The organism is Microcoleus sp. PH2017_28_MFU_U_A (genome assembly GCF_020738035.1).
In the GTDB taxonomy this organism is placed as follows: Bacteria; Cyanobacteriota; Cyanobacteriia; order Cyanobacteriales; family Microcoleaceae; genus Microcoleus.
Window position 1 is genome coordinate 51,255 of the sequence record NZ_JAEQCX010000029.1, and the last position, 21,922, is coordinate 73,176.

General features: G+C 45.1%; 21 protein-coding genes and 1 rRNA gene. 14 read left to right on the top strand and 8 right to left on the bottom strand.

Annotated elements, in window-relative coordinates; genetic code table 11:
- Positions 1-91 precede the first annotated feature (91 nt).
- Positions 92-1,168 carry a permease gene (locus JGK14_RS04315; RefSeq protein ID WP_293189491.1) on the bottom strand — a complete coding sequence of 359 codons (1,077 nt, stop codon included), beginning with the start codon at positions 1,166-1,168 and terminating at the stop codon, positions 92-94.
- A 562-nt stretch (positions 1,169-1,730) separates the two neighbouring features.
- Here JGK14_RS04315 and JGK14_RS04320 point away from each other — a divergent pair.
- Complete coding sequence (locus JGK14_RS04320) at positions 1,731-3,191, top strand: sensor histidine kinase (protein ID WP_293189490.1); 1,461 nt, start codon at positions 1,731-1,733, stop codon at positions 3,189-3,191.
- Positions 3,192-3,368: 177 nt separating this feature from the next.
- Here JGK14_RS04320 and dnaN read toward each other — a convergent pair whose 3' ends face one another.
- Positions 3,369-4,508, bottom strand: coding sequence for a DNA polymerase III subunit beta (gene dnaN, locus JGK14_RS04325; protein ID WP_293175402.1), 1,140 nt, complete (start codon positions 4,506-4,508; stop codon positions 3,369-3,371).
- A gap of 217 nt (positions 4,509-4,725) precedes the next feature.
- On the opposite strand from dnaN, the gene JGK14_RS04330 reads away from it, so the two are divergent.
- Complete coding sequence (locus tag JGK14_RS04330) at positions 4,726-5,016, top strand: hypothetical protein (RefSeq protein ID WP_293175400.1); 291 nt, start codon at positions 4,726-4,728, stop codon at positions 5,014-5,016.
- 227 nt (positions 5,017-5,243) lie between these two features.
- Here the strand turns inward: JGK14_RS04330 and JGK14_RS04335 are convergent, their stop codons facing one another.
- Positions 5,244-5,492, bottom strand: coding sequence for a hypothetical protein (locus JGK14_RS04335; RefSeq protein ID WP_325314800.1), 249 nt, complete (start codon positions 5,490-5,492; stop codon positions 5,244-5,246).
- Positions 5,493-5,972: 480 nt separating this feature from the next.
- Between JGK14_RS04335 and JGK14_RS04340 the strand changes: the two genes are divergently transcribed.
- Together JGK14_RS04340 and JGK14_RS04345 are read left to right on the top strand one after the other, a co-directional pair.
- Positions 5,973-6,923, top strand: a complete 951-nt coding sequence (locus tag JGK14_RS04340; RefSeq protein ID WP_293216788.1) for a diiron oxygenase — start codon at positions 5,973-5,975, stop codon at positions 6,921-6,923.
- Between the two features lie 2 nt (positions 6,924-6,925).
- Positions 6,926-7,651: a glutamine amidotransferase gene (locus JGK14_RS04345; RefSeq protein WP_293175394.1), complete on the top strand. Its 726-nt coding sequence runs from the start codon at positions 6,926-6,928 to the stop codon at positions 7,649-7,651.
- Between the two features lie 324 nt (positions 7,652-7,975).
- On the opposite strand, the gene dnaA is transcribed toward JGK14_RS04345, so the two are convergent.
- A complete protein-coding gene (gene dnaA, locus JGK14_RS04350; protein ID WP_293175392.1) occupies positions 7,976-9,346 on the bottom strand; it encodes a chromosomal replication initiator protein DnaA in 1,371 nt (456 codons plus the stop codon).
- Between the two features lie 1,038 nt (positions 9,347-10,384).
- Between dnaA and JGK14_RS04355 the strand changes: the two genes are divergently transcribed.
- Both JGK14_RS04355 and def read left to right on the top strand, forming a co-directional pair.
- Positions 10,385-11,629 (top strand): HhoA/HhoB/HtrA family serine endopeptidase, encoded by a 1,245-nt coding sequence (locus tag JGK14_RS04355; protein WP_293189486.1) that lies wholly within the window; start codon positions 10,385-10,387, stop codon positions 11,627-11,629.
- Positions 11,630-11,730: 101 nt separating this feature from the next.
- Positions 11,731-12,264 (top strand): peptide deformylase, encoded by a 534-nt coding sequence (gene def, locus JGK14_RS04360; protein WP_293229497.1) that lies wholly within the window; start codon positions 11,731-11,733, stop codon positions 12,262-12,264.
- A gap of 118 nt (positions 12,265-12,382) precedes the next feature.
- Here the strand turns inward: def and JGK14_RS04365 are convergent, their stop codons facing one another.
- Positions 12,383-13,069: a PEP-CTERM sorting domain-containing protein gene (locus JGK14_RS04365; protein ID WP_293175386.1), complete on the bottom strand. Its 687-nt coding sequence runs from the start codon at positions 13,067-13,069 to the stop codon at positions 12,383-12,385.
- A gap of 188 nt (positions 13,070-13,257) precedes the next feature.
- On the opposite strand from JGK14_RS04365, the gene JGK14_RS04370 reads away from it, so the two are divergent.
- The 3 genes from JGK14_RS04370 (at position 13,258) to JGK14_RS04380 (ending at position 15,315) form a co-directional block, all read left to right on the top strand.
- Positions 13,258-13,818 carry an AAA family ATPase gene (locus JGK14_RS04370; protein WP_293216794.1) on the top strand — a complete coding sequence of 187 codons (561 nt, stop codon included), beginning with the start codon at positions 13,258-13,260 and terminating at the stop codon, positions 13,816-13,818.
- A 126-nt stretch (positions 13,819-13,944) separates the two neighbouring features.
- Positions 13,945-14,514, top strand: a complete 570-nt coding sequence (locus tag JGK14_RS04375) for a TerD family protein (protein WP_293175382.1) — start codon at positions 13,945-13,947, stop codon at positions 14,512-14,514.
- A gap of 201 nt (positions 14,515-14,715) precedes the next feature.
- Positions 14,716-15,315: a TerD family protein gene (locus JGK14_RS04380; protein WP_293175380.1), complete on the top strand. Its 600-nt coding sequence runs from the start codon at positions 14,716-14,718 to the stop codon at positions 15,313-15,315.
- 442 nt (positions 15,316-15,757) lie between these two features.
- Here the strand turns inward: JGK14_RS04380 and sufD are convergent, their stop codons facing one another.
- From sufD to sufB, 3 genes are all read right to left on the bottom strand, one after another.
- On the bottom strand, positions 15,758-17,080 hold the full coding sequence (gene sufD / locus JGK14_RS04385; protein ID WP_293196592.1) for a Fe-S cluster assembly protein SufD: 1,323 nt from the start codon (positions 17,078-17,080) through the stop codon (positions 15,758-15,760).
- Complete coding sequence (sufC, locus tag JGK14_RS04390) at positions 17,077-17,868, bottom strand: Fe-S cluster assembly ATPase SufC (protein ID WP_293210538.1); 792 nt, start codon at positions 17,866-17,868, stop codon at positions 17,077-17,079. Before sufC ends, sufD begins: the two co-directional genes overlap by 4 nt.
- A gap of 131 nt (positions 17,869-17,999) precedes the next feature.
- Positions 18,000-19,442, bottom strand: coding sequence for a Fe-S cluster assembly protein SufB (gene sufB, locus JGK14_RS04395; RefSeq protein WP_293204422.1), 1,443 nt, complete (start codon positions 19,440-19,442; stop codon positions 18,000-18,002).
- 188 nt (positions 19,443-19,630) lie between these two features.
- On the opposite strand from sufB, the gene sufR reads away from it, so the two are divergent.
- The 5 genes from sufR to JGK14_RS04420 all read left to right on the top strand — a co-directional run bounded on the left by sufR (position 19,631) and on the right by JGK14_RS04420 (position 21,895).
- Positions 19,631-20,332 carry an iron-sulfur cluster biosynthesis transcriptional regulator SufR gene (gene sufR, locus JGK14_RS04400; RefSeq protein ID WP_325314801.1) on the top strand — a complete coding sequence of 234 codons (702 nt, stop codon included), beginning with the start codon at positions 19,631-19,633 and terminating at the stop codon, positions 20,330-20,332.
- A gap of 119 nt (positions 20,333-20,451) precedes the next feature.
- Positions 20,452-20,829 (top strand): hypothetical protein, encoded by a 378-nt coding sequence (locus tag JGK14_RS04405; protein WP_325314802.1) that lies wholly within the window; start codon positions 20,452-20,454, stop codon positions 20,827-20,829.
- A gap of 262 nt (positions 20,830-21,091) precedes the next feature.
- Positions 21,092-21,208, top strand: a 5S ribosomal RNA gene (gene rrf / locus JGK14_RS04410).
- Between the two features lie 155 nt (positions 21,209-21,363).
- The gene (locus JGK14_RS04415) at positions 21,364-21,582 is read left to right on the top strand and encodes a DUF2283 domain-containing protein (RefSeq protein ID WP_293175366.1); all 219 of its coding nucleotides are present in this window, start codon (positions 21,364-21,366) and stop codon (positions 21,580-21,582) included.
- 40 nt (positions 21,583-21,622) lie between these two features.
- On the top strand, positions 21,623-21,895 hold the full coding sequence (locus tag JGK14_RS04420; RefSeq protein WP_325314803.1) for a hypothetical protein: 273 nt from the start codon (positions 21,623-21,625) through the stop codon (positions 21,893-21,895).
- The last annotated feature ends 27 nt before the right edge of the window (positions 21,896-21,922 follow it).

Here is a 21,922-nt window from a genome sequence, read left to right on the forward strand (position 1 = left end):
TCATTAGTCATTGGTCATTAGTCATTGGTTATTGGTCATTGTTTATTGGTCATTGGGAATCTCTAGTTATTTTTCCGTCTAGGCTCATTTATTAACCTAGATACAAATTGACAGCGAGGGTCATTAAAAATGTTAACTGAGCTGCCAAGACCATTAAGTAAATTACAGAGCGACCTTTAAAAATAGATAGCATTAAACCGATGCCTTTGAGGTCAATCATCGGGCCGAAAATGAGAAATGCTAACAGCGAACCGCTGGTAAATGTGGAAGCAAAAGAAAGGGCAAAAAAAGCATCTACTGTAGAACAAATCGATACGACTGCCCCTAATAGCAGCATCGCCAGAATCGAAGAAACAGGGCCTTGGCCGAGGTTGAGAATTAGTTCGCGGGGTGCGCCAACTTGAATGATGGCGGCGATCGCACTTCCGACAACCAACACTCCTCCCAATTCCCGCAACTCCTGTACCATAGTATCTAAAAGCAGGCGCAGACGCTCTTTAGAAACGCGGTGGAACATCGAGGAACGTTTCGAGGTTTTGTCAGTTTTGCCTGTTTTTAAGGGCTGTCGCTGGTCTTGTAGCAAAGATTCGATCGGCACTGCACCGCCCTGACCTAGCATAAAAGTTCCCGACTGCAACAGTAGCGGAGTGTCGGCTGGGGCGAGTTCTGTTTCGGACAACTCTGGTTTTGGGAGAGGAATCGCCCGGGCTACAGAAGGGTGTAACAGAGGCCGCAAGTCTGTTTGGACGCTGAACACCCAGCCGATAATTGTGGCTATCAAGAGAGAAAAGACTACCCGCAAAACTACAATTTCGGGCTGATCGCGAAATGCCGTCCAAGTCGCCCAAATTACCACGGGATTGATGGTGGGGGCCGCGAGTAAAAAGCCGATCGCGGCTGGTGCGGGAACTCCCTGCATTAGCAACCTGCGGGCTACGGGGACGTTACCGCACTCGCACACCGGAAACAAAAAGCCGATCGAACTACCCATCAAAGCCGCCAGCAGCGGGTTTCGCGGGATGCGGGATACGAGTTTGCGTTCGTCTACAAAACCCAGCAGCAAACCTGAGAATAAAACTCCCAGCAGCAGAAAAGGTATTGCTTCTACTAACAAGCTGAGAAACAGGGTAAAAGCATTGTTTAACTGATTCGTTAGGACTGGTTGCATCGATCGCCTACTGGTAAATTGCTATCTCGTTACACGTATTTGGCTGAGCCCCTGTAGATCATACCTTCTTCACAGCGCTAAGTTAAGATTCAGTTAAAACTTTTTTGCGATCGTCCTCAATCTTATAGCAATCATTAGAATTTCCAGATTCTGGTAAGGACACGGCAGTGCCGTTTCCCTACAGATGCTCGCCTACAATCTCTATGTTCCCATATTTAATTAATTATTTTTCAGCCCTCTCAGGTTATTGTTAACAATAGGTTAAGACTATAACTCAAGGTTAATTAAGAGTTAAATACTCGAACAAAGCGTTAATACCCCTCAAGCCAATATAAAATAAAGTCAGGCATAATTGCCAGGGCGCATCTATCTCGGTCATACTCGAACTTGCCTAATACTGGAAGTGGTAAAATCTCATTTACCACCGTAAGTTTTTTGTGTAATTTAAAATTCCGTTTCCCAGGAGAATGTCGGCCAAAGCACTCAGCTACTCATCGACTGAGCTTTGGTGGCTAAATATCTGTTGGCAAATATAACCCCAAAAAAGCGTGCTGATGAATTTATGTTAAATACCTCCTGCATAGAAAGACCAGTCCAACCACTCTCCCAGGCTGACTTAGGAGAACTTTCTTTAGATTCTACTCTCGTGGAATTGTCGCTTTACGCTTTTAACGTAGAAGCTACGGATTTGGGAATGCAAATTTCCCAGATGTTAGAAGCCAATCCGCTGTTACCGGGAGTCATTTTAACCGATCGAGGTGAATTTGCGGGGATGATTTCCCGGCGGAGATTTTTAGAATTTCTCAGCCGTCCTTTTGGGCGAGAATTATTTTTAAAGCGACCTGTGAGGGCTTTGTACCGCTTTGCCCAAACTGAGACTTTAATTTTCCCCAGCAATACTTTAATCGTGGATGCAGCCCGGAAGTCGCTGCTGCGATCGAAAGAACTGCTTTATGAACCAATTGTCGTTCAAGTGTCGCCTCAAAATTATAGTTTGGTAGACGTACACGAACTGCTAGTAGCCCAATCTAATATTCACGAACTAGCAACAAAATTACTGAGACAGCAAACTCAATCTCAACTAATTCAAACCGAAAAACTAGCCAGTTTGGGGCAGATGGTTGCTGGAGTTGCCCACGAAATTAGAAACCCCGTCACCTGCATCAGCGGAAATCTCGGATTTTTGTCAAACTACTCAAAAGACATCTTGCAATTGCTGACTGCTTACGAACAAATTGTCGGCCCTAGCGCACAAATTGACGAACTCAAAGAAGACATAGAATTTGATTTCTTACAAGAAGATTGGGCGGAAATTCTCAAAAGTATGAAGGTTTCATCCGAGAGACTGACGGAACTTGTCACCAGCCTGCACACCTTCTCTCACATGGACGAAACCCACTTGAAAGAATCTAATATCCACGAGTGTATTGACAGTACGCTACTAATTATGAAAAACCGTCTCAAGTACGGGTTTAAAGTAGTTAAAAGCTATGGAAATTTGCCTTTGGTGAAGTGTTATTCTGGTCAGTTAAGCCAGGTATTTATGAATATTGTCAGCAATGCGATGGACGCCTTGGAAGAGCTAAAAGGAACCAAAGGTTTTGTACCTGCGATTACTATTCAAACTGAGGTAATAAACAGTGCTGACGGAGACTGCGTAAGTTCAGAATTAATGCAAAATTATGTTTTGGGCGATGGCGTCCCGCCCCGCAAGCTACGACAAAATGCAAAATTGCGATCGTCCGCCAGCCAAAATGGGGACTTCAGCCCAGAAGCAGCGGGGAAAAATCCCAATAATGCTTGGATAGCAATCAGAATTGCCGATAACGGGCCGGGAATTGCGCCCGAAATTCAGCGGCGGATTTTTGAGACATTTTTCACTACTAAACCAGCGGGGAAAGGTACTGGTTTGGGTTTGGCAATTACTCATCAAATTGTTACGGAGAAGCATAAAGGTAAGTTGAACTTGCATTCAACGCCCGGTACTGGTACGGAATTTGAGATATTGTTGCCATTAATTTGAAGGCAGTTGAGGATGAAGAATACCCGGCGGTTGAAACCGCGTCTATACAACCAAAACCCGCCTCCGCGGGTTGAAGAACGAGTTGTTAAAATTACGTTTTATTCTTCAGTCCGCGGAGGCGGACATCGTTTGTGTAGACGCGGTTTCCAACCGCCGGATCCTATCTTCTTCCAGCAATTAAGGTCGAAGCTGAACAGGCATTACTAAGAATGTGGCATTGACTCCGCCCAAAGGCTGAAAAATTACAGGGGCAAGAGCACCGTTTAATTGCAGTTGAATTTCGGGAGATTGAGCCGTTTTCAAAATGTCAACTAAGTATTTCACGTTGAAAGCAATATCTATGCTTTCTCCCGAAATCTGTGCCGCCATTGACTCTTTACCGCAGCCGACATCTTTGGCGTCTACTGACAAAGTAATTTCCTGATTTTCCTCGTCGATGCTACATTTGAGGATATTATTTTTTTGATCTGCAAACACAGCAATTCTTTCGACTGCGGCTAAGAGCGATCGCCGCTCAAGAGTAATTTGCCGCTCAAAAGAGGGCGGAATCAACTGTCGGTAGGCGGGATATTGCCCTTCCAAGGTGCGGGTTGTCAGGCGCTGCTCGGCCCATTCAAACACTACTTGACCGTGTTCAAAATGTAGGGTGACTGGTTCAGTCCACTGTCGCATCACCAGCATTCTTTCTACTTCCCGCAATGCTTTAGCGGGTACAGTCACCTCAAATTCTTCTTCGGTTTCTTCACCTTCTGCTTTTTCGTTGGCAGTTTGAACTACTGCCAATCTGTGGCCGTCTGTAGCTGCAAATTCTAGGCAATCTTTCAGTACCTTTAAATGCACGCCTGCCAGTACCTGTTTTGCTTCGTCGGGGCTAGTAGCAAATAAAGTTCCTTTGAGTCCTTCTATCAAGGCTTCGGGCGGCAATTTCAGGATTGTTCCTGCTTCGATTGCCGGCAATTCTGGGAATTCTTCGGGGCCCATGCCTCTGACTTGATAGCTGCCAGAACTGCAAGTGAGACAAGCGACGGTATCTCCGGCTTCGTCTTCTAAAGTAATCTCTCCATTTGGGAGTCTGGAAACTATATCGTTGAGCAATTTCGCGGGTATGGTAAAACTACCGCCGCCAGTCACTTCTGCTGCAAAGCTGGTGCGAATACCCAAACTGAGATCGAAAGCTGTTAAGCTAACCCGCTGATTTTCCTCATCCGCTACTAAGAGCACGTTGGCTAGTACGGGATGTGTCGGGCGGGAGGGAACGGCCCGACTTACCAACGAGAGGTTGGCGTTGAGGTCACTTTGGGTGCAAACCAATTTCATGAGATGAAGGTTAATTAACCGGATTTGAGATAGAAACAAATCGTATCACAGAAAGTCGGTGGCTCGGTTTTTCTGTGTGTAGGTGTGCACACAGCACCAGATTCATTTTTAATTTGTTGAATTATTTTTCTGGGGTTCGCTCTGTGTAAACTGTGGAAAACAAAATTAAATGCTTGTCTGAAAAGGCTTGTAGTTGCTTTTTGCCTGTGGAAAACTTGTGGAAAAGCTGGAAAAAGTCGATCGCCCGCCCCTCGATCCTCAAAAACTTTTTTCAGCCAGAGAGTTAAGGATCTTTAGGGTGTCGATGATATCGAAGAATGTCCAGGTTAAAAGCATCCGTGATATTTTCCACAAACTTACGGTGATTTGTCCACAGGTTTTTCCACAGCTAATCTCAAATCCGATGCCACCGGATTTGAGATTACCCACAGTCAGGACACGACGGTGTACCGTTTTCCTACAATTGGCGATCGTTACATTCGAGCAAGACAAGCTGAAGTGCATTTAAATTGTATAGTCAAGTTTAAAAAAAGTTCTGTGGGGTGGGCCAGAAAGCCCGCCCGAAAAATACAATTTAGACGCGAAACAGCTTATTCAGCCGAGATATATTTGAAATTGAAGCAACGCCTGATATTACAGTCGCCAAACCTCGATATCATAGAATCCGTTTAACAAAAAAGTCGCCTCCCTACTTAAGCATCCAGCTAATTCTAGTGAGGACATCATTGTTTACCGTCAAAGCCTCAAACCCTTAAGTATATTGAATGCTTGATGAATATCAGATTCTGTAACTGCGCCATATCCAAGCACCAAATAACAATTTGCCTCTTTTGCATCAGGCTCAAAGTAAGCTGCCCCTGACCACAAACCCACTCCTCGTTCTGCTGCGAGATCCACAATCTCGTCTGCGGGCTGATTAGGTGGAAGCTTAATCCAAAACTGCATACCACCACCAGGGAGTTGCCAACTCCACTCTGGAAACAACTCTCGTAAATACAGCGGTTATCAGAAAGATTCGCGGACGTTGTTGGGCTTGGGCCCTCTTGGTTTAAACGGTTATGTAAGCTGTCAGTTATACCTCATCTTTTTGAGAAAGGCTATACGTAGCGATCGAGTCTCGTTCTCGAACTTTCAACGAAACTTTTAGGACTAAGGGTAAGCATCCTATGGATAGTAACCACTAGAGGGTTTGCCCATACAAAGCACCATATATTTGGGCATTGTGTTGATACTAGGATTGGTATCGCTAGATTTTTAGTATCCTTTTTCGTTAGAAATCATACAAGACGAAATATTCCAGCAATGGTACACTCAAAATATCTTTAATTGGAGCATTAGTTAGCTCCAATGACGCCACATCATATATAGTAGTAAATGTTTGTTACTAATGAAACGGAGTTGATTAGGAATTGTAAATATTTATTGCCTGTAACGTTGTTTCCCTTAATGTCAAGGAACTTTTTCATGATGACAGTGAACAAGCTAGGTGCATCTATCTTTCAGGAAAACTACAAAAGCCCTTTGGGCCGATGGAATGAATCAAGTTGGATACGGAACAAACCTCTTCGGGAAGGTAACATTGAAGGTTCACCCTTTTCTCCAGATCTCGTCCCGTTAGCCGATCATCCTGCCATTGCGTCAGATTCAACTCATCGGGTAACGGTTCTAGCTTATCGACTCCTTGCTCATTTACAATTCACAACTTTGTTGGAATTGAGTCATGTCAATCCTGTTTGCAGCAGTCTGGCTCAAGGAAATGCACCCATTTTTTTAAGCACGCTTCAGCGCAATGATGCTCTGCGAATTTATTGCGATGAAGGAGGACACGCTCTCTTTGTTGAATTATTTTCAACTCAGGTGGAGGAGGCATTCGGACTCGATCGATCGGTTATTGGTCGTCCACACTTCGATCGCATCATTGAGAAAATTATTGCTGAACATCAAACTCGGCTGTCGCCCCATCTCATTCAACTGTTTTTTGTCACAATCTCAGAAACTCTGGTGACAAAGGTTCTTAACAATGTTCCCCACGATCCTCAAGTCTCTCCTATTGTCCGTGCGGTTATCGGCGATCATGCGGCTGACGAAGCGTTGCACAGCGTTTATTTTCGTGGCTTGTTCCCCATCCTTTGGCAAAGCCTTGGATCCTATGAGCAAGAGGAAATGGGACAATTACTGCCACAACTGGTATGGGCATTTCTGGGCCCCGATCGCCAACTCGAATACAGTATTCTGAGGCGCTTAGGCTTTAATGCAAAGGATTCGGAAGGAATTCTAGAAGAGGTTTACGTACCCAGCCAAATTGCTAAATTTGTTCGACAAGCTGCCAATCCAACCTTAAAAATGTTTGCAGCCGCTGGAGTGTTGGACGATCGTACAATTGAGCAAGTTTTCGCAGATTACGAATTGATTTAAGGGTGACTACTTTGAAACACGCCACTGTCATTAGACATATTGCCTTTGAGGATCTGGGAAGTTTAGTTGAAGCATTGAATCAGCAAAACTACACAGTCAGATATTTAGAAGCTGGATCGGATGATTTGACTCAGATCGATCGCAACACAAGTCTGCTGATAATTCTTGGAGGCCCAATTGGAGCTTACGATGAGCAGGATTATCCGTTTCTAATTGATGAGTTACGTCTATTAGAATATCGTCTTGCTAACGATTTGCCTACGCTAGGGATTTGTTTGGGGGCACAGTTGATGGCTCGTGCTTTAGGAGCGAAAGTTTATCCTGGATTGCAAAAAGAGATTGGATGGTCTCCTCTAAACCTGAGTCTAGCAGGTCAGCAAACACCACTTGCTCACTTAGCAGGAGATAAAACAGCCGTTCTTCATTGGCATGGAGATACCTTCGATCTGCCTACTGATAGCACTCATTTAGCGGCTAGTGCGATTTATCAAAACCAAGCTTTTTCATGGAAAAAAGGAGGATTGGCGTTGCAGTTTCATCCAGAAGTCACAGCTCAAGGATTAGAACGGTGGTTCATTGGTCATGCGTGTGAAATTGGAGCAACGCCTGATATCACAGTCGCTAAACTTCGAGAGGATACAATTCGTTATGCTGGACATTTATCAGCTCAAGCAGCGAAGTTCTGGGAAGATTGGTTAGCGTCTTTACCGCAGGCTTTCAACAGTTGACAGTTGACAGTTGACAGTTGACAGTTTGAGAGTATATGTAGGGTGTGTCGCCCTAAACAATCTCTAAAAAAGAGTGAAAATCGGTGGGGCGACGCACCTTACACATTGGGTGAACGAAACAACCCTCCGTTTCACATCGCCCAACAATTTTATTGTTGCAACATTTTTTCACGCATGATATTACAAGGGCGAAGCATTTCGGTAGACAATTTATTAGTGAGAACCAGAGATTGACTACCGAAATGCTTCGCCCCTACGAATATATTTGCACTCATTGAGATGCACCCGTCCGAATCCCTGTCATGGCTTCCTTCTTTCTTCTTCTTAACTTTTGCGGCTGACAGCGTTAATTCGATCGCTCAATTGACGCAAAGTTTGGGCTAAAGTCGGATCGGTATTCCGCAACTGAGCAATTTTGTCGCAACTATAAAGCACTGTCGTGTGATCCTTGCCGCCGAAAACTTCGCCAACCTTCGGCAAACTCAAATCGGTATGCTGCCGAATTAAATACATCCCGATTTGACGGGCAAAGCTAATTTCTCGCCTGCGGGAAACACCCTTCAAGTCTTCCACAGAAACATCAAACACCTCAGCCACAACTGCAATGACTGCATCGGGTGTCGCCTCTACGGTTTCAGTTTGCGGGTTCAAAATCGGGGTGATATTCTCCACAGTCATCGGCAAACCGGTAATAGAAAGATATGCTACGGCTCGAATTAAAGCACCTTCTAATTCCCGAACGTTGGAAGTGTAACTAGAAGCAATGTATTCTATGACATCTCGCGGCAGCCTCATGTTTTCATACTCGGCTTTTTTCTGCAAAATTGCCATGCGTGTTTCCAAGTCTGGCAATTGAATATCGGCAATTAATCCCATCGAAAATCTGGAACACAAGCGCTCTTGCAGGCGGGGAATCTGCTGCGGCGGGCGATCGGAAGCTAAAACTACCTGATTTCCGGCTTCGTGCAATGTATTAAAAGTGTGAAAAAATTCTTCTTGGGTGTATTCTTTGCCTTCGATAAATTGGATGTCATCTATTAATAAAACATCGGCTGCGCGATAGTGATCGCGGAAAGTTTGCATACTATCTTTGCGAATGGCAGCGATTAAATCGTTAGTGAATTTTTCAGTTGAAACGTAAAAAACTTTGGCGCTGGGGTCAATTTCTAAGCGATAATGACCGATCGCCTGCATGAGATGAGTTTTGCCCAAACCAACGCCGCCGCACAAAAATAGGGGATTGAATTCTCGGCCCGGAGACTCGGCTACTGCGAGGGCTGCTGCGTGGGCCATGCGGTTGTTGGAACCGACGACAAAGCGGGAAAATACGTATTTGGGGTTTAAATGGGCAGGTTTCGGCGGGTGTAGGGAGTGGCTTTCGGGGCTATCGGCGATCGGGGATGGCCAAATCATGGCGGAGTCGTTGCTACCACCTGTTTCATTTCCCCCGGCAATTGTCAAGTAAATTTCTACGGGATAGCCGAGAATTTCTTCAACTGCGTCGGCGATCGTTTTGACGTAGTATTTTTGCAACCAATTGCGAGCAAAGGGGTTGGGGGCGCTGACGATCAAACAGTTATTTTCGAGTTGTTCGGCTCTGGCCGTTTTGATCCACGTCTCAAAGCTAGGCCTGCTCAGTTGTACCTGGAGACGTTCAAGTATCTGATTCCACAGACTTTCGAGGGTAATGTCCACTGCTTACGTTTGCCGATCGGCATTCAAGAGATTCAATTTGTATTCTCACAGAACTCAGTTTAATCGAAGTGGCGATTTTGAATGTCGATCGATCGAGCGACATGGTGTCGGCTTGGGATCTGTTTGGGAACCCATATCTAGAGGCTCTGCCTCGTTGATAGTGGAGTAAAACAATTGCCCAAAATATTTTCCGTAACAATTATATACACGCTAAAGCAGTGTTAGACTCACCTTAACAAGCAAACAAGCGCCCCTAGCTGTTACTAGAGACGCTTTCGATCGCTTGTTTTTTTCAGAGCGACTGGCTGCCACCAAAAACGCTCGTCAATTTCCCATTTTTATGGTCTTTGTACAGACCAAGGAGTTTATATGCCGCTTCTAAAAACCTACAGAAATCTGTAAATCAAACTTAGCGGTCTATGTTTTGCCTAGAGCAAGTGCTATATGCTTGCCTTTTTGCTCAGGTTGGCCTACTCTTCCCAGTTAGAGACTGCCTTGATTAGCAGAGGACTTGAAATATTTGGTTTTTTGACGATCAGTTTGAGCCAAGTGTTTTTCTGTGGTTTTCATACCCAGTAAGCTTTAGCAACCCGCACTAATCAAGCGTTTCCCCAGTTTATCACAATTATTGTTGGTTTTCGTCAAATTCTGAGAAAACCTAGACAAACCTATGTATTTTGGCAACTGCCTAAAACCCTGAACAAAAAACACAAATAGCCCTTATTTCCCAGGCTCTTCCTCGCTTGTGTCTGATTCACGGGAGGTAGAGCCGATCGATTTATGTCCCCAAGTAGAGCCGGGAGACGAAAAAAAATGAGAAAAAATTTGAAACATGAGTGTAGATCAACAAGTTGTCTGAAATATTAACCTTAGCTAAAATCTACAATCGGCTGACCAAATTACTTTCGGTCAATGCTAGAGTTTAAGGGAGTCTGCCGATCGCCCAAAAATTTTGTTTGTGGCTCTGCGGATATAGCAGGTATCAAAGAGCTGCTAGGCAAGTATTTAAATTTGGCCCGAAAGCCTTAAAACGTCGCGATGAAGAGTTCTACTGGCAAATTTTGGAAGCAACCGGCAATTTATATATTGCTGCTGGTAACGGGAGCAGGAGCCGCCATGTTGGGCGATCGGCTGTCGGTTTCTCAATTGCGTGCAAATTCGGGGGATGGGGGACAAAGAACCCTGCAACCGAGATTGGAAGTGCCGCCTGCTAATACTAAGCCTCAAGCTAGCAAAGTCTTGCCGCCTGTTCCCTTGTCGGGGGATGCGGCTAATGTGAATTTTATTGTGGCTGCGGTGGCAAAAGTGGGGCCGGCTGTGGTGCGGATCGATGCTTCGCGCAAGGTGAAACCAGGAAATAGAGGGGTTTCGCCGGAGGATTTTTTTGGTGGACAACCAAATTCGGGGGGCCGGGGCGGAATCGAACGGGGTACTGGTTCGGGTTTTGCGATCGGGACTGACGGCGTGATTCTCACTAACGCTCACGTTGTGGAGGGCGCAGATACGGTAAATGTCACTCTCAAGGACGGCCGCAGCTATCAGGGGCGGGTGTTGGGGGCGGATAAGGTGACGGATGTTGCTGTGGTGAAGATTGAGGCGAATGATGTGCCTGTGGTGACGATCGGCAATTCTGATAAGCTGCTGTCTGGGGAATGGGCGATCGCGATCGGCAATCCTTTGGGTTTGGACAATTCGGTGACAGCGGGGATAATTAGCGCTACAGGGCGATCGAGTACCGAGGTGGGCGTACCCGACAAGCGCATTGGTTTTATTCAAACAGACGCTGCAATCAATCCGGGAAATTCCGGCGGCCCGCTGCTGAATGCTTCGGGTGAAGTGATCGGGATGAATACGGCGATTATTCAAGGTGCTCAAGGATTGGGGTTTGCGATTCCGATTCAGGCGGCGCAAGAGGTGGCGAAGGAACTGATTGCGACGGGGAAAGTCGAACACGCTTATCTGGGTATTGAAATGGCGACGCTGACTCCAGAGGTGAAGCAGCAAATTAACGGCAATGCTAACAGCAATTTGCGAGTTGCAGTCGATCGCGGTGTGGCGATTGTGAGTGTTGTTCCTAATTCTCCCGCAGCCGCCGCAGGTTTGCGGGCTGGAGATGTGATTCAAAAGATTAATAATCAGCCGATTATTCAGTCGGAAGCTGTTCAGGACTTCGTGCAAAATGCGAAGGTTGGCGGCAATTTGCAAATGGAAATCAACCGCAACGGGCAAATAGTTAATTTGAGTGTGAAACCGGGGAGTTTGCCCGTTCAACAAGTTCGATAATCAGTTGTCAGTTGGCAGTTGGCAGTTGGCAGTAGTTATTTAACAATAACCAAATAACAAATAACAAATAACCAATAACAAATAACAACTAACCAATAACTATGCCAGAAATCTTGCAAATTTCACAATTAGGAAATCCGGTACTGCGCCAACCGTCGCAAGTTGTCGAGAATGTGAAGGACGATCGCATTCAACAGCTAATCGACAACCTAATTTCTACCGTCCAACACGCGCACGGAGTGGGAATTGCCGCCCCTCAAGCTGCGATGTGCGATCGGCTGTTCATCGTCGCATCCCGCCCCAACCTGCGGTATCCCCAAGCACCGCACATGGAACCGACAGCGATGATTAATCCCCGGATTGTCGCTGCATCAACAGATACAGCCAAAGACTGGGAAGGCTGTTTGAGTATTCCGGGGATTCGGGGATTGGTGCCGAGAAGTAGGGCGATCGAAATTGAATACACTTGTAGAGACGGGAAACTCCACAGACAAGAATTGACAGACTTTGTGGCTCGGATTTTTCAGCACGAATACGACCATTTAGATGGGATCGTGTTTTTAGACAGGGTGGAAAGCACGACAGAACTGATGACAGAGGATGAGTACCAAAAGCAATTTGTTAAATTACTTTAGCTGTGCAATACTGTTAGCCGATTGTTACTCATTGTACTGGTGAGCAGACTGTTCGTGCAACCTATACAAAGTAGTAAATTCGAGATTTTGAGATTACATAAGTACGGCGATTGCATCCTCAAGATGCCATCTTTTTTGTTTGCTTGAAACCCGCAAAACCAACCAATGCTAAAGCAGTTCCCGCAACAGTCATTGGTTCGGGAACTGGTTCGGCTGCCGTGTCTGCCAGTTCATACAACATAGTGTTACCAGAGCGATAGGGCGATCGCTCAACACCAAGAAAATGAGTGCGAGCGTAGATATAAGTTTCAGTATATCCCTCAAATCCAGATATCCACCGACCGGGATTAGATAATCCATTGGTATCCAAAGACCAGGCTGCTCCTGACTCGTATCTCGTGTAATACTCTCCAAATCCTGTGTCTGGAATGTCAACTACTTCGGTTAATCTGTCTGAACCCCTAGCTTTTATGCCGCGAAATTCCCCTTCAAAAAATAAAGCTATTGCTCCTGCTAAATCATAATATTCTCTGCGTGGCAATCGATATTCTGGCGAACTTGGTCCAGCTAATCCGGCAACAAATACAGTATTTAATCTCCCTTCAGAAACTGTAGCTTCTTCTATGCCTATTCCTGCAATCCCAGAGTTGCTAAACTTAACCAAACCGCTGGCAAATCCGGGCGCCTTCAAATTATACGTGAGAACTGCCGAGCGGGCGATCGGCATATCGGCTATTGAAATTGCTCCGTAGCAGATCGCTGTCCCTGCTAAAACTGCCAGTATGTTTCGAGTATTATTGGTCATAACTTTTCAATGAAGTCCCTAATCAACTCGCTCTCTAATCGATGTAACTAGAATATCCCTCATAATAAATAATGGCAAGCAAGTATCTACAATATTCACAAACGTTTACGTTTTAAAATATTTTTATCACTCATTTTCTTGTATAGTTGTTATTGATATTAAAAGTTGGTGGTATAATTTTTAACATTATGAACAGCAATCAACAACCTGAAAATCATCAGCCACAAATTATTTTAATTACCGGAAATATGGCTGCTGGAAAATCAACAGTTGCCCAATCACTTGCCGAAAGGTTGCCCAAAAGCGTTCACCTGCGCGGGGATATCTTTCGTCGCGCGATCGTGAATGGGCAGGCCCAAATGACGTTAAATTTGTCAGCAGAGGCATATCAGCAACTTCAATTGCGCTATCACCTGGCAGCAATGGCAGCGCGACAATATCTCCAGGCTGGCTTTACCGTTGTCTATCAAGACATTATCATTGGTTCGGCACTTGCTGAGATAGTTGCCTCGTTTCATGATGTGCCGTTGTGTGCGATCGTTCTGTGTCCCTCGGCAGAGGTTGTAGCGGCAAGGGATGCAGCACGATCGAAGACCGGATATGCCAACGAAACCATGGTTTATGAATTCGATCGCATCCTCCGCACCGAAACCCCTCATCTCGGTTATTGGCTGGATTCAACCCATCTAACGGTTTCAGAAACGGTCGATCGGATTTTGGCACATTTACAAGATGAATCAGTGAGTTGACATCGCTATGTGCCGAATGCGCGCTCCTAAATCAATCGTTTAAAGAGAAGACATATGATCCTTGACATTTAAAATTTGTCGTATAATTGTTAAATAACATCAGTGATGTCGCGAACAGGAGAGCAAATGTCAATTAACTTGGAAAAAGGCGGAAGAATCAATCTTTCTAAAGAAGCACCGGGGCTGAAAAATGCCGGGATCGGTTTGGGATGGGATATCAACGCTACAGACACCGGAGGGGCATTTGACTTAGACGCTTCCGTGTTTATGCTGGGCGCTGCTGGTAAAATTCCTAGCGAAAAATACTTTGTTTTCTACAATAACAACGAGTCGCCGGATTCTTCTGTAAAACATCTGGGAGATAGCAGAACCGGAGAAGGAGTTGGCGACGATGAAACCGTTACAGTTGATTTAACCAAAGTCGATCCAGCGGTAGAAGAGATTGTGTTTGTCGTGACAATCCACGAAGCGGAATCGAGAAGACAAAATTTTGGTCAAGTGCGGAATGCTTTTATCAGGATTTACGACACCACTACTAATACAGAAGTAACGAAATACGATTTGGACGAGGATTTTTCTCGGGAGACTGCGGTGGAGTTTGGCAGACTTTACAAGAAAGATGGCGAGTGGAGGTTCCAAGCTGTCGGACAAGGCTATAATTCCGGCTTGCAAAGCTTTGTAGATAAGTACGCCTGATCAGAAGGAAATAGAGAAGACGTAGGATTGAAACCTCGTCTAAAAAAACAAAGTCCCCAGAGGCGGACTGAAGAAAGTCAGGTAATTTCAATCGCCCGTTCTTCAACCCGCTGATATCGAGCTTTGTTTGTATAGGCGCGGTTTCAACCTAAATCTGATCAGAACTGTATTGCACGATAAACCTTACACAATTACAAAGATATGGCTATTAACTTGACAAAAGGACAATCGATCGTACTCAGCAAAAGTGAATTCGACTTATCCCGATTAACATTAGCTTTGGGCTGGGATGTAGCGCAAGCTAAAACAGGTCTTTTCGGTAGAAGCAGCGGTGCAAATTTTGACTTAGATGCCTACGCTTTGCTGCTGGGAGAAAATGGCAAATTAAAAAATTACAAAGAAGATGTAATTTATTACTCTCATTTAGAGTCGAAGGATAAAACAGTTGTTCATTCCGGCGACAATCTCACGGGAGCCGGAGACGGAGATGACGAACAAATATTTGTGAAACTAAGCTCTTTACCAGCAGAATATCACAAAATTATCTTGGGCGTAAATATTTACAATGGAAAAGACAGACAACAGCATTTTGGCATGGTAGAAAATGCTTTTGTGAGGGCTGTAGATGCAGCCGGAAAAGAAATTGCTCGCTATCGCTTGTCAAGCGATCCTTCCTATGAAGGCAAATTAAATATGTTGATGGGAGAAGTTTATCGAGAAGGTGGCGAGTGGAAATTTAAGGCCTTGGGAAATCCTTTGGCTGAAGATTTGAACGGTGTTGTCGGTTCGTTTATGCGGTGAATAAAAAGCTTCACTTGTGTTCAAAAGATAATTCATCTTTTCACATATACCCGCCTTCATTCAGTTGACAGTTGACAGTTGACAGTTGACAGTTGACAGTTGACAGCACTTGGGCTAGAAGGAAAAAGATAGGAGCAATGAATAGTCTGATTTTAGTTTATTCCTACAAGGGAGAGAGGCTTGAAACCAATTCTTTCTGGTAAAACAGACGGGGATTACATTTAGTTGAATAAATCAAAAATTGACAACCACAATTTTTGATTTAAATAAAAATCTATGTTTATCTAGATTGTCTGTGGTGGTGGGGCGGGTTTATATAGATTGTTTGTGGGAAGTAAATGTGATTGGTGAACCCGCCCTTACAGATTTGTTGAAAATTGTACAATATTTATGGGTAGGGACACAGCATTGCTGTGTCCTAATTTGTATGCTAACCAATCAGTTATTCTTGGATAGCCATGCAGGTAGAAAGCATTTTTGCCACTCCAACAATCGGCAATTGATTGAGCATTTCCGCCGCAAAAGCATCAATCAGCAAATAGCGACTTCTTTCTAAATCTAAGCCGCGGCTTTGCAAGTAGAAAAGTTCATCATCTTCCAACTGGCTGACAGTTGCACCGTGGGAACATTTAACGTTATCCGCCACAATTTCTAACTGCGGTTTGGTATCGACACGTGCTCTCGGCGACAATAACAAATTCCGGCTCAATTGTCCGGCGTCTGTCAATTGTGCGGCTTTGCGAACAAAAACTTTGCCGTTAAATACGGCGCGGGCTTTGTTACCGACAATGCACTTGTGCAATTGCCGACTTGTGCCGTGGGGATGATTGAAATCGATTAAACTGTGAGTGTCCGCCAACTGTTCGCCAAAGGCTACGGTTAAGCCGTTTAAAGTTGTTTCGGTGCCTTCGCCGCGCTGAAATACTTCTAAATTGTGCCGCGATATTTTGCCGCCCAAACTGATAGCATGACAAGTATAACGACTATTGCGCGCTTGCTCGATCGCACTTTTGCCAATATGCACCACATCCAAACCTTCGCGCTGAAGCCGAACATGATTCACCGTGGCGTTTTCACCGACAACAACATCCGTGACAGCATTCGTAAAAGCGGGTACATTGCCGATAGTTGCGTAATCCTCAACAACAGTGATGTTGCTGCCAGCCTCAGCTATGATTAAGCAGTGCGGCTGACACATCGTCCCAGATGCACCTGGTGCAGTCAGGAACAGCAAATGAATCGGAAGGTCGATCGACATATTAGCCGGTACGAACACCACCGCAGCATCCACCAAACCCGCAGTATTCAAGGCTGTGAACACTTCAGTTTGCTGTTTGTGCTTGCTCAAAACATCGGTGATGCGCGATCGATATTTTTCCGGTACATTGGATAGATTACCTACATAAAAGTCCGGCAAATTCCCCGTTGACAAATCCGGCGCATAAAAACCGTTAACAAATACCAATCTTAATGGTAAATCATCCCGATTTTTCACAGGCATAATAATATCAGTCAGCTTAACATTTGACTGATTGCTCTGCGGTACATGAAAAGGAACTTGCAAAACCGGCGACAAATCAGTAAAGCGCCATTCCTCATCCCTCACCGTCGGAAAACTCGCAGCCAGCACATATTCAGTCGCCGCATCCCGCAAATCCTGCAACCCGTAAGCCGAACTTTCGCTATTAGCAACCTCCAACTTACCGCACTGATTAACCAAATCAGCCAAAAACATTTCCCTAGTAGCAACCTGAGTATTTATCATCGCGCGCCAACTCCTGCTGCTTCCTCTTCCACAACCCAGTCATAACCGCGCTCTTCCAATTCCAGCGCCAACTCTTTCGGGCCAGTTAAGATAATTCTACCAGCTTCCATGACGTGAATGAAATCAGGGATAATGTAATTCAACAACCGCTGATAGTGAGTAATCACCAACATAGAATTTTCAGCAGTTGACAACTGATTCACACCACCGGCAACAATTTTGAGAGCATCGATATCCAAACCAGAATCAGTCTCATCCAAAATAGCTAACTTCGGTTCCAACAGCGCCATTTGCAAAATCTCATTCCGCTTTTTCTCACCACCGGAAAAACCTTCATTTACGCTGCGGCTCAAGAAAGCCGGATTCATCTTGACAACATCCAGCTTATCCTCGATTAAATCTTGGAAATCAAAAGCATCCAACTCTTCCAAACCGCGATGTTTGCGATGAGCATTGTAAGCCACACGCAAGAAATCGACATTACTAACGCCCGGAATTTCTAAAGGATATTGGAATGCTAGAAACACACCAGCCAGAGAGCGTTCTTCTGGCGGTAATTCCAGTAGATTCTGCCCTAAAAATGTCACTTCTCCACCTGTTACTGTATAAGCGGGATGGCCGGCTAATATTTTGGATAATGTGCTTTTCCCTGAACCGTTCGGGCCCATGATGGCGTGAATTTCGCCGGATTTAATTTCTAGGTTCAAACCCTTCAGGATTTGGGTATCTTCAACATTCGCAGTTAAATTGCGGACGGATAGAATTACTGGACTATTTTCAACAATCATCTCTTTTTTTCCTTGGCCTCAATGCAGTTTACAGTGGGTGGGGGCGGGTTTATTTAACCTGTTTGCACCGTTTAAGGTTTTTGGTGAACCCGCCCCTACAGGTTTTTTGATAATAGTGCAAGATGTGAGTTCTACCCGACACTTCCTTCGAGTTTCAGGCTCAACAGCTTATCAGCTTCCGCCGCAAATTCCATCGGTAACTGATTGAAAACGTCTTTGCAGAAACCGCTAATCATCATCGAAATGGCATTTTCTGCGGAAATTCCCCGCTGCGCGAAGAAGAACAATTGCTCTTCCCCAATCTTAGAAGTCGAGGCTTCATGTTCCACTTTAGCAGTATGGTTCTGCACTTGAATATAAGGGAAAGTATTCGCTTGAGCGTTATCGCCAATCAGCATCGAGTCGCACTGGGAATAATTGCGAGCGCCTTTCGCACTCGGCCCCATTTTCACTAAGCCGCGATAACTGTTAGAAGAATTCCCCGCCGAAATTCCCTTGGAAATAATCGTGCTGCGAGTGTTTTTGCCGACGTGGATCATTTTGGTGCCGGTATCAGCTTGCTGCTTGTTGTTTGTCAGGGCTACCGAGTAGAATTCGCCCACCGAGTTGTCACCAACTAACACGCAACTGGGATATTTCCAAGTAATCGCGGAACCGGTTTCTACTTGTGTCCAAGAAATCTTGGAATTGACTCCTTGACACAAACCGCGCTTTGTCACAAAGTTGTAAATGCCGCCTTTCCCATTAGCATCGCCGGCGTACCAGTTTTGCACTGTGGAATATTTGATGTCGGCATTGTCCATTGTTACCAATTCGACGACGGCGGCGTGTAGTTGGTTGGTGTCAAACATGGGTGCGGTGCAGCCTTCGAGATAACTAACAGAGCTGTTTTCTTCTGCGACAATTAGGGTGCGCTCGAATTGGCCGGAATCTCCGTTGTTGATGCGAAAATAGGTGGATAATTCCATCGGGCATTTTACGCCTTTGGGGATGTAAACGAAGGAACCGTCGCTGAATACGGCGGAGTTGAGGGCTGCGAAAAAGTTGTCGCCAACGGGTACAACGCTGCCGAGATATTTTTCTATGAGTTCGGGATAATCTTTGACGGCTTCGGAAATGGAACAGAATATTACGCCGTCTTTGGCTAGTTTTTCTCTAAATGTGGTGGCGATGGAAACGCTGTCGAAAACGGCATCGACGGCGACATTTCCCAGGCGCTTTTGTTCGGAGAGGGGAATGCCTAGTTTCTCGAAGGTTTCGAGGAGTGTCGGGTCAACTTCATCTAAGCTGTTGAGTTTTTTGGGCTTTTGTTTTGGCGCTGAATAGTAGATAATTTGTTGGTAGTCGATCGCGGGATAGTTGACATGAGGCCAGGTCGGCTCGGTCATGGTCAGCCACTTGCGGTATGCTTTCAGGCGGAATTGCAGCAAGAATTCTGGTTCGTTTTTCTTGGAGGAAATCAGCCGTACTACATCTTCGCTCAAGCCGCGAGGGATGGTGTCTGACTCGATGTCGGTGACGAAACCGTATTTGTAGGGCTGGTTGACTAGGGTTTGGGCTGTGGTAGAACTCATTATTTTGCGTGTTCAGTGTTCTAGATAATGCTCTCAAAGATGGCAGACGGGGAATCCCTGTCTGGGCTTGAGCGAGTTTTGCTGGACTGCTCGGTTAAGTTAAACAACAAATCTGTTGCTTTACTATATTTTAAGCTACATTAACAATAGTGATATTGTCAAAGTCTCAGAAATATTTTTTTGTGAAGATGATGCAGACTCAGCAGACTTCCACTAAACAAGACATCTTGCAGTTTTTGCTCAAGGGGGGTCAAGGGACGGCTCTCCAGTTGGCGGAGTCTTTGGATGTCAGCCCCCAGGCGATTCGCCGTCATTTGAAGGATTTGGAGGGGGAGGGGCTGATTCAGTATCGGTCGGTTCAGGCTGGGATGGGGCGACCGCAGCACATTTATGAGCTTACCAGTCTGGGGCGCGATCGCTTCCCGAATCGTTACGGCGATTTTGCAGTGTCTTTCTTGGATACTCTGGCGGAAACGGTGGGCCGCGAGCAAGTTATTACTATCCTGCAAAAACAGTGGGAGCGCAAAGCTACGGACTACCGCCGGTTGGTGGGCGCTGGTTCGCTCCAAGAGCGGGTGATTAAGTTGGTGGAACTCCGCAGGGCTGAGGGTTACATGGCTGAGTGTTATCCTGTAGAATCTGTAGATGTAGAAATTGTGGAAATGGGCGATCGCGATGTTAAGGGCGATCGATTTGTGTTGATGGAACACAACTGCGCGATTTCTAATGTTGCGGAAACTTTTCCGAGTGTTTGTGGCAATGAGTTGGAAATGTTTGCTGCGGTTTTACCGGATTGTACTGTGGAGCGCACTCACTGGATTATTGATGGCGAACATCGCTGCGGTTATTTGATTATTGCGAGGAAGGAAGTTCGGCAGCGGATTTTGTAGCGGATTTAACGGATGTCGATTCGGCAGCGGATTTTGTAGCGGATTTAAGGGATGTCACGGATTTAACGGATGTTACAGATTAGCAATAACAAATAACAAATAACAAATAACAAATAACTATGGAACCCCTAGCAGATTTTTTAAAGCCGGAAGAGTGCGCGGAAGTTGATATGGCGCTGTTGTCCTCGAAGGAAAAGTTTTCGACTCGGCTGGCAATTTACGGTTTGAGGGTGCTCAAGCAAATTTCTGGGGAGACTGGTTTGCCGGTGACTGAGGTGTCCAACCAGCAGGTGATGGATTGGATTAAGAATGATGAGAGTATTCAGCAGTCTATTCAAGTTGATGCTAGTTTTGAAAACTTTTTTACGAATTTGGTGGTTGCGTCTTTGCGGCCGTTGAGGCAAATTGCGACAGAAGCTGGAAGTGCGATCGAGCAATTAACAGTTAAGCAGGTTGTGGCGTGGTTTGAGAAGGATGCGAAGATTCGCAGAGAGTAGGGTATGGATGCTGCGTTTTTGGATTTGTGATAGGACTGATGGGCGGGCAGGATGCCCACCCCACAAGAAAATTTACTCTTTGTGTCTTTGTGGAACAGGCATCTTGCCTGTTCAGTGAGAAAGGTGCAACATCTCAGCAAAAAATCTTTCAAAAAGGGGTTGACAAACTTAGGGGAGTTTGGTAATGTAATGGATGTCGAGCGAAAGAGATGCAAAACATCAAATTTAACGCAGACACAGGATTCAAAGTTTTCAAAGCTTTCCTGGTGCTTATGATGTAATGGAACCACTCCGATCCATCCCGAACTCGGTTGTTAAACGTTGCTATGGCGAAGATACTCGGCGGGTCACTGCCCGGTAAAATAGCTCGGTGCCAGGTTAATAATAAATTAAAGCTCTTTTCCCGCAACAACGGAAAGGAGCTTTAGTTTTTTGGGGAGTTGTTAGTCATTATCTTTATCACTCGGCGGTTGAAACCGCTTCTACACAAACGAAGTCCGCCTTCGCGGACTGAAGAATAAGAGGTAAAACTTTATGAAGATTAGTTATGATTCCGAAATTGACGCTCTATACATTAGACTTGTAGAAGGTAAGCATGAGTGCCGAACTTTACAGTTAACTGACGAAATTGCTTTAAATATTGGGGAAAATGAGTTATTGGTAGGGATAGAAGTTTTAGATGCTAAACAGGTTTTAGGTAGTGGAAATGTACCTAATGTAGTGCTAGAAAATATAGCTTTTACTGTAGCTTAAATAGAAAGAGCGATCGCTACCTATGCAAATCTAAGTAAGGATGAGTGGAAAAATGATCCGTACTTTTGATGCAAAATCTTATACAGATTTACTTGTTCGGTATCAACCAAAACCGATCGCAAATGAAGCAGAAAATGATGCCGCGATCGCTCTTGCTTGCGAACTGGAACACGGCCCTATGCGATCGCTGGAGGAAGAGCTATTTCTGGAGCTTTTGATAACGCTGATTGAAAAGTTTGAAGGGGAGCATCCCACTTTTGCAATCAGTATAAATACTCAGACAATTGTCTGTCTGACTAAGTTGATGGCATAATAGAAAGCAAATAAATTACCATAATCC

Excerpts from the sequence above, each read along its gene's own strand:
- JGK14_RS04370 (WP_293216794.1), top strand. The coding sequence starts at position 13,258 with ATGAACAGCAATCAACAACCTGAAAATCATCAGCCACAAATTATTTTA.
- JGK14_RS04415 (WP_293175366.1), top strand. The coding sequence starts at position 21,364 with ATGAAGATTAGTTATGATTCCGAAATTGACGCTCTATACATTAGACTT.
- JGK14_RS04365 (WP_293175386.1), bottom strand. The coding sequence starts at position 13,069 with ATGACCAATAATACTCGAAACATACTGGCAGTTTTAGCAGGGACAGCG.
- JGK14_RS04405 (WP_325314802.1), top strand. The coding sequence starts at position 20,452 with ATGGAACCCCTAGCAGATTTTTTAAAGCCGGAAGAGTGCGCGGAAGTT.
- def (WP_293229497.1), top strand. The coding sequence starts at position 11,731 with ATGCCAGAAATCTTGCAAATTTCACAATTAGGAAATCCGGTACTGCGC.
- JGK14_RS04315 (WP_293189491.1), bottom strand. The coding sequence starts at position 1,168 with ATGCAACCAGTCCTAACGAATCAGTTAAACAATGCTTTTACCCTGTTT.
- JGK14_RS04380 (WP_293175380.1), top strand. The coding sequence starts at position 14,716 with ATGGCTATTAACTTGACAAAAGGACAATCGATCGTACTCAGCAAAAGT.
- sufR (WP_325314801.1), top strand. The coding sequence starts at position 19,631 with ATGATGCAGACTCAGCAGACTTCCACTAAACAAGACATCTTGCAGTTT.
- JGK14_RS04320 (WP_293189490.1), top strand. The coding sequence starts at position 1,731 with ATGTTAAATACCTCCTGCATAGAAAGACCAGTCCAACCACTCTCCCAG.
- JGK14_RS04420 (WP_325314803.1), top strand. The coding sequence starts at position 21,623 with ATGAGTGGAAAAATGATCCGTACTTTTGATGCAAAATCTTATACAGAT.
- sufC (WP_293210538.1), bottom strand. The coding sequence starts at position 17,868 with ATGATTGTTGAAAATAGTCCAGTAATTCTATCCGTCCGCAATTTAACT.
- dnaN (WP_293175402.1), bottom strand. The coding sequence starts at position 4,508 with ATGAAATTGGTTTGCACCCAAAGTGACCTCAACGCCAACCTCTCGTTG.
- sufD (WP_293196592.1), bottom strand. The coding sequence starts at position 17,080 with ATGATAAATACTCAGGTTGCTACTAGGGAAATGTTTTTGGCTGATTTG.
- sufB (WP_293204422.1), bottom strand. The coding sequence starts at position 19,442 with ATGAGTTCTACCACAGCCCAAACCCTAGTCAACCAGCCCTACAAATAC.
- JGK14_RS04375 (WP_293175382.1), top strand. The coding sequence starts at position 13,945 with ATGTCAATTAACTTGGAAAAAGGCGGAAGAATCAATCTTTCTAAAGAA.
- JGK14_RS04355 (WP_293189486.1), top strand. The coding sequence starts at position 10,385 with ATGAAGAGTTCTACTGGCAAATTTTGGAAGCAACCGGCAATTTATATA.
- JGK14_RS04340 (WP_293216788.1), top strand. The coding sequence starts at position 5,973 with ATGATGACAGTGAACAAGCTAGGTGCATCTATCTTTCAGGAAAACTAC.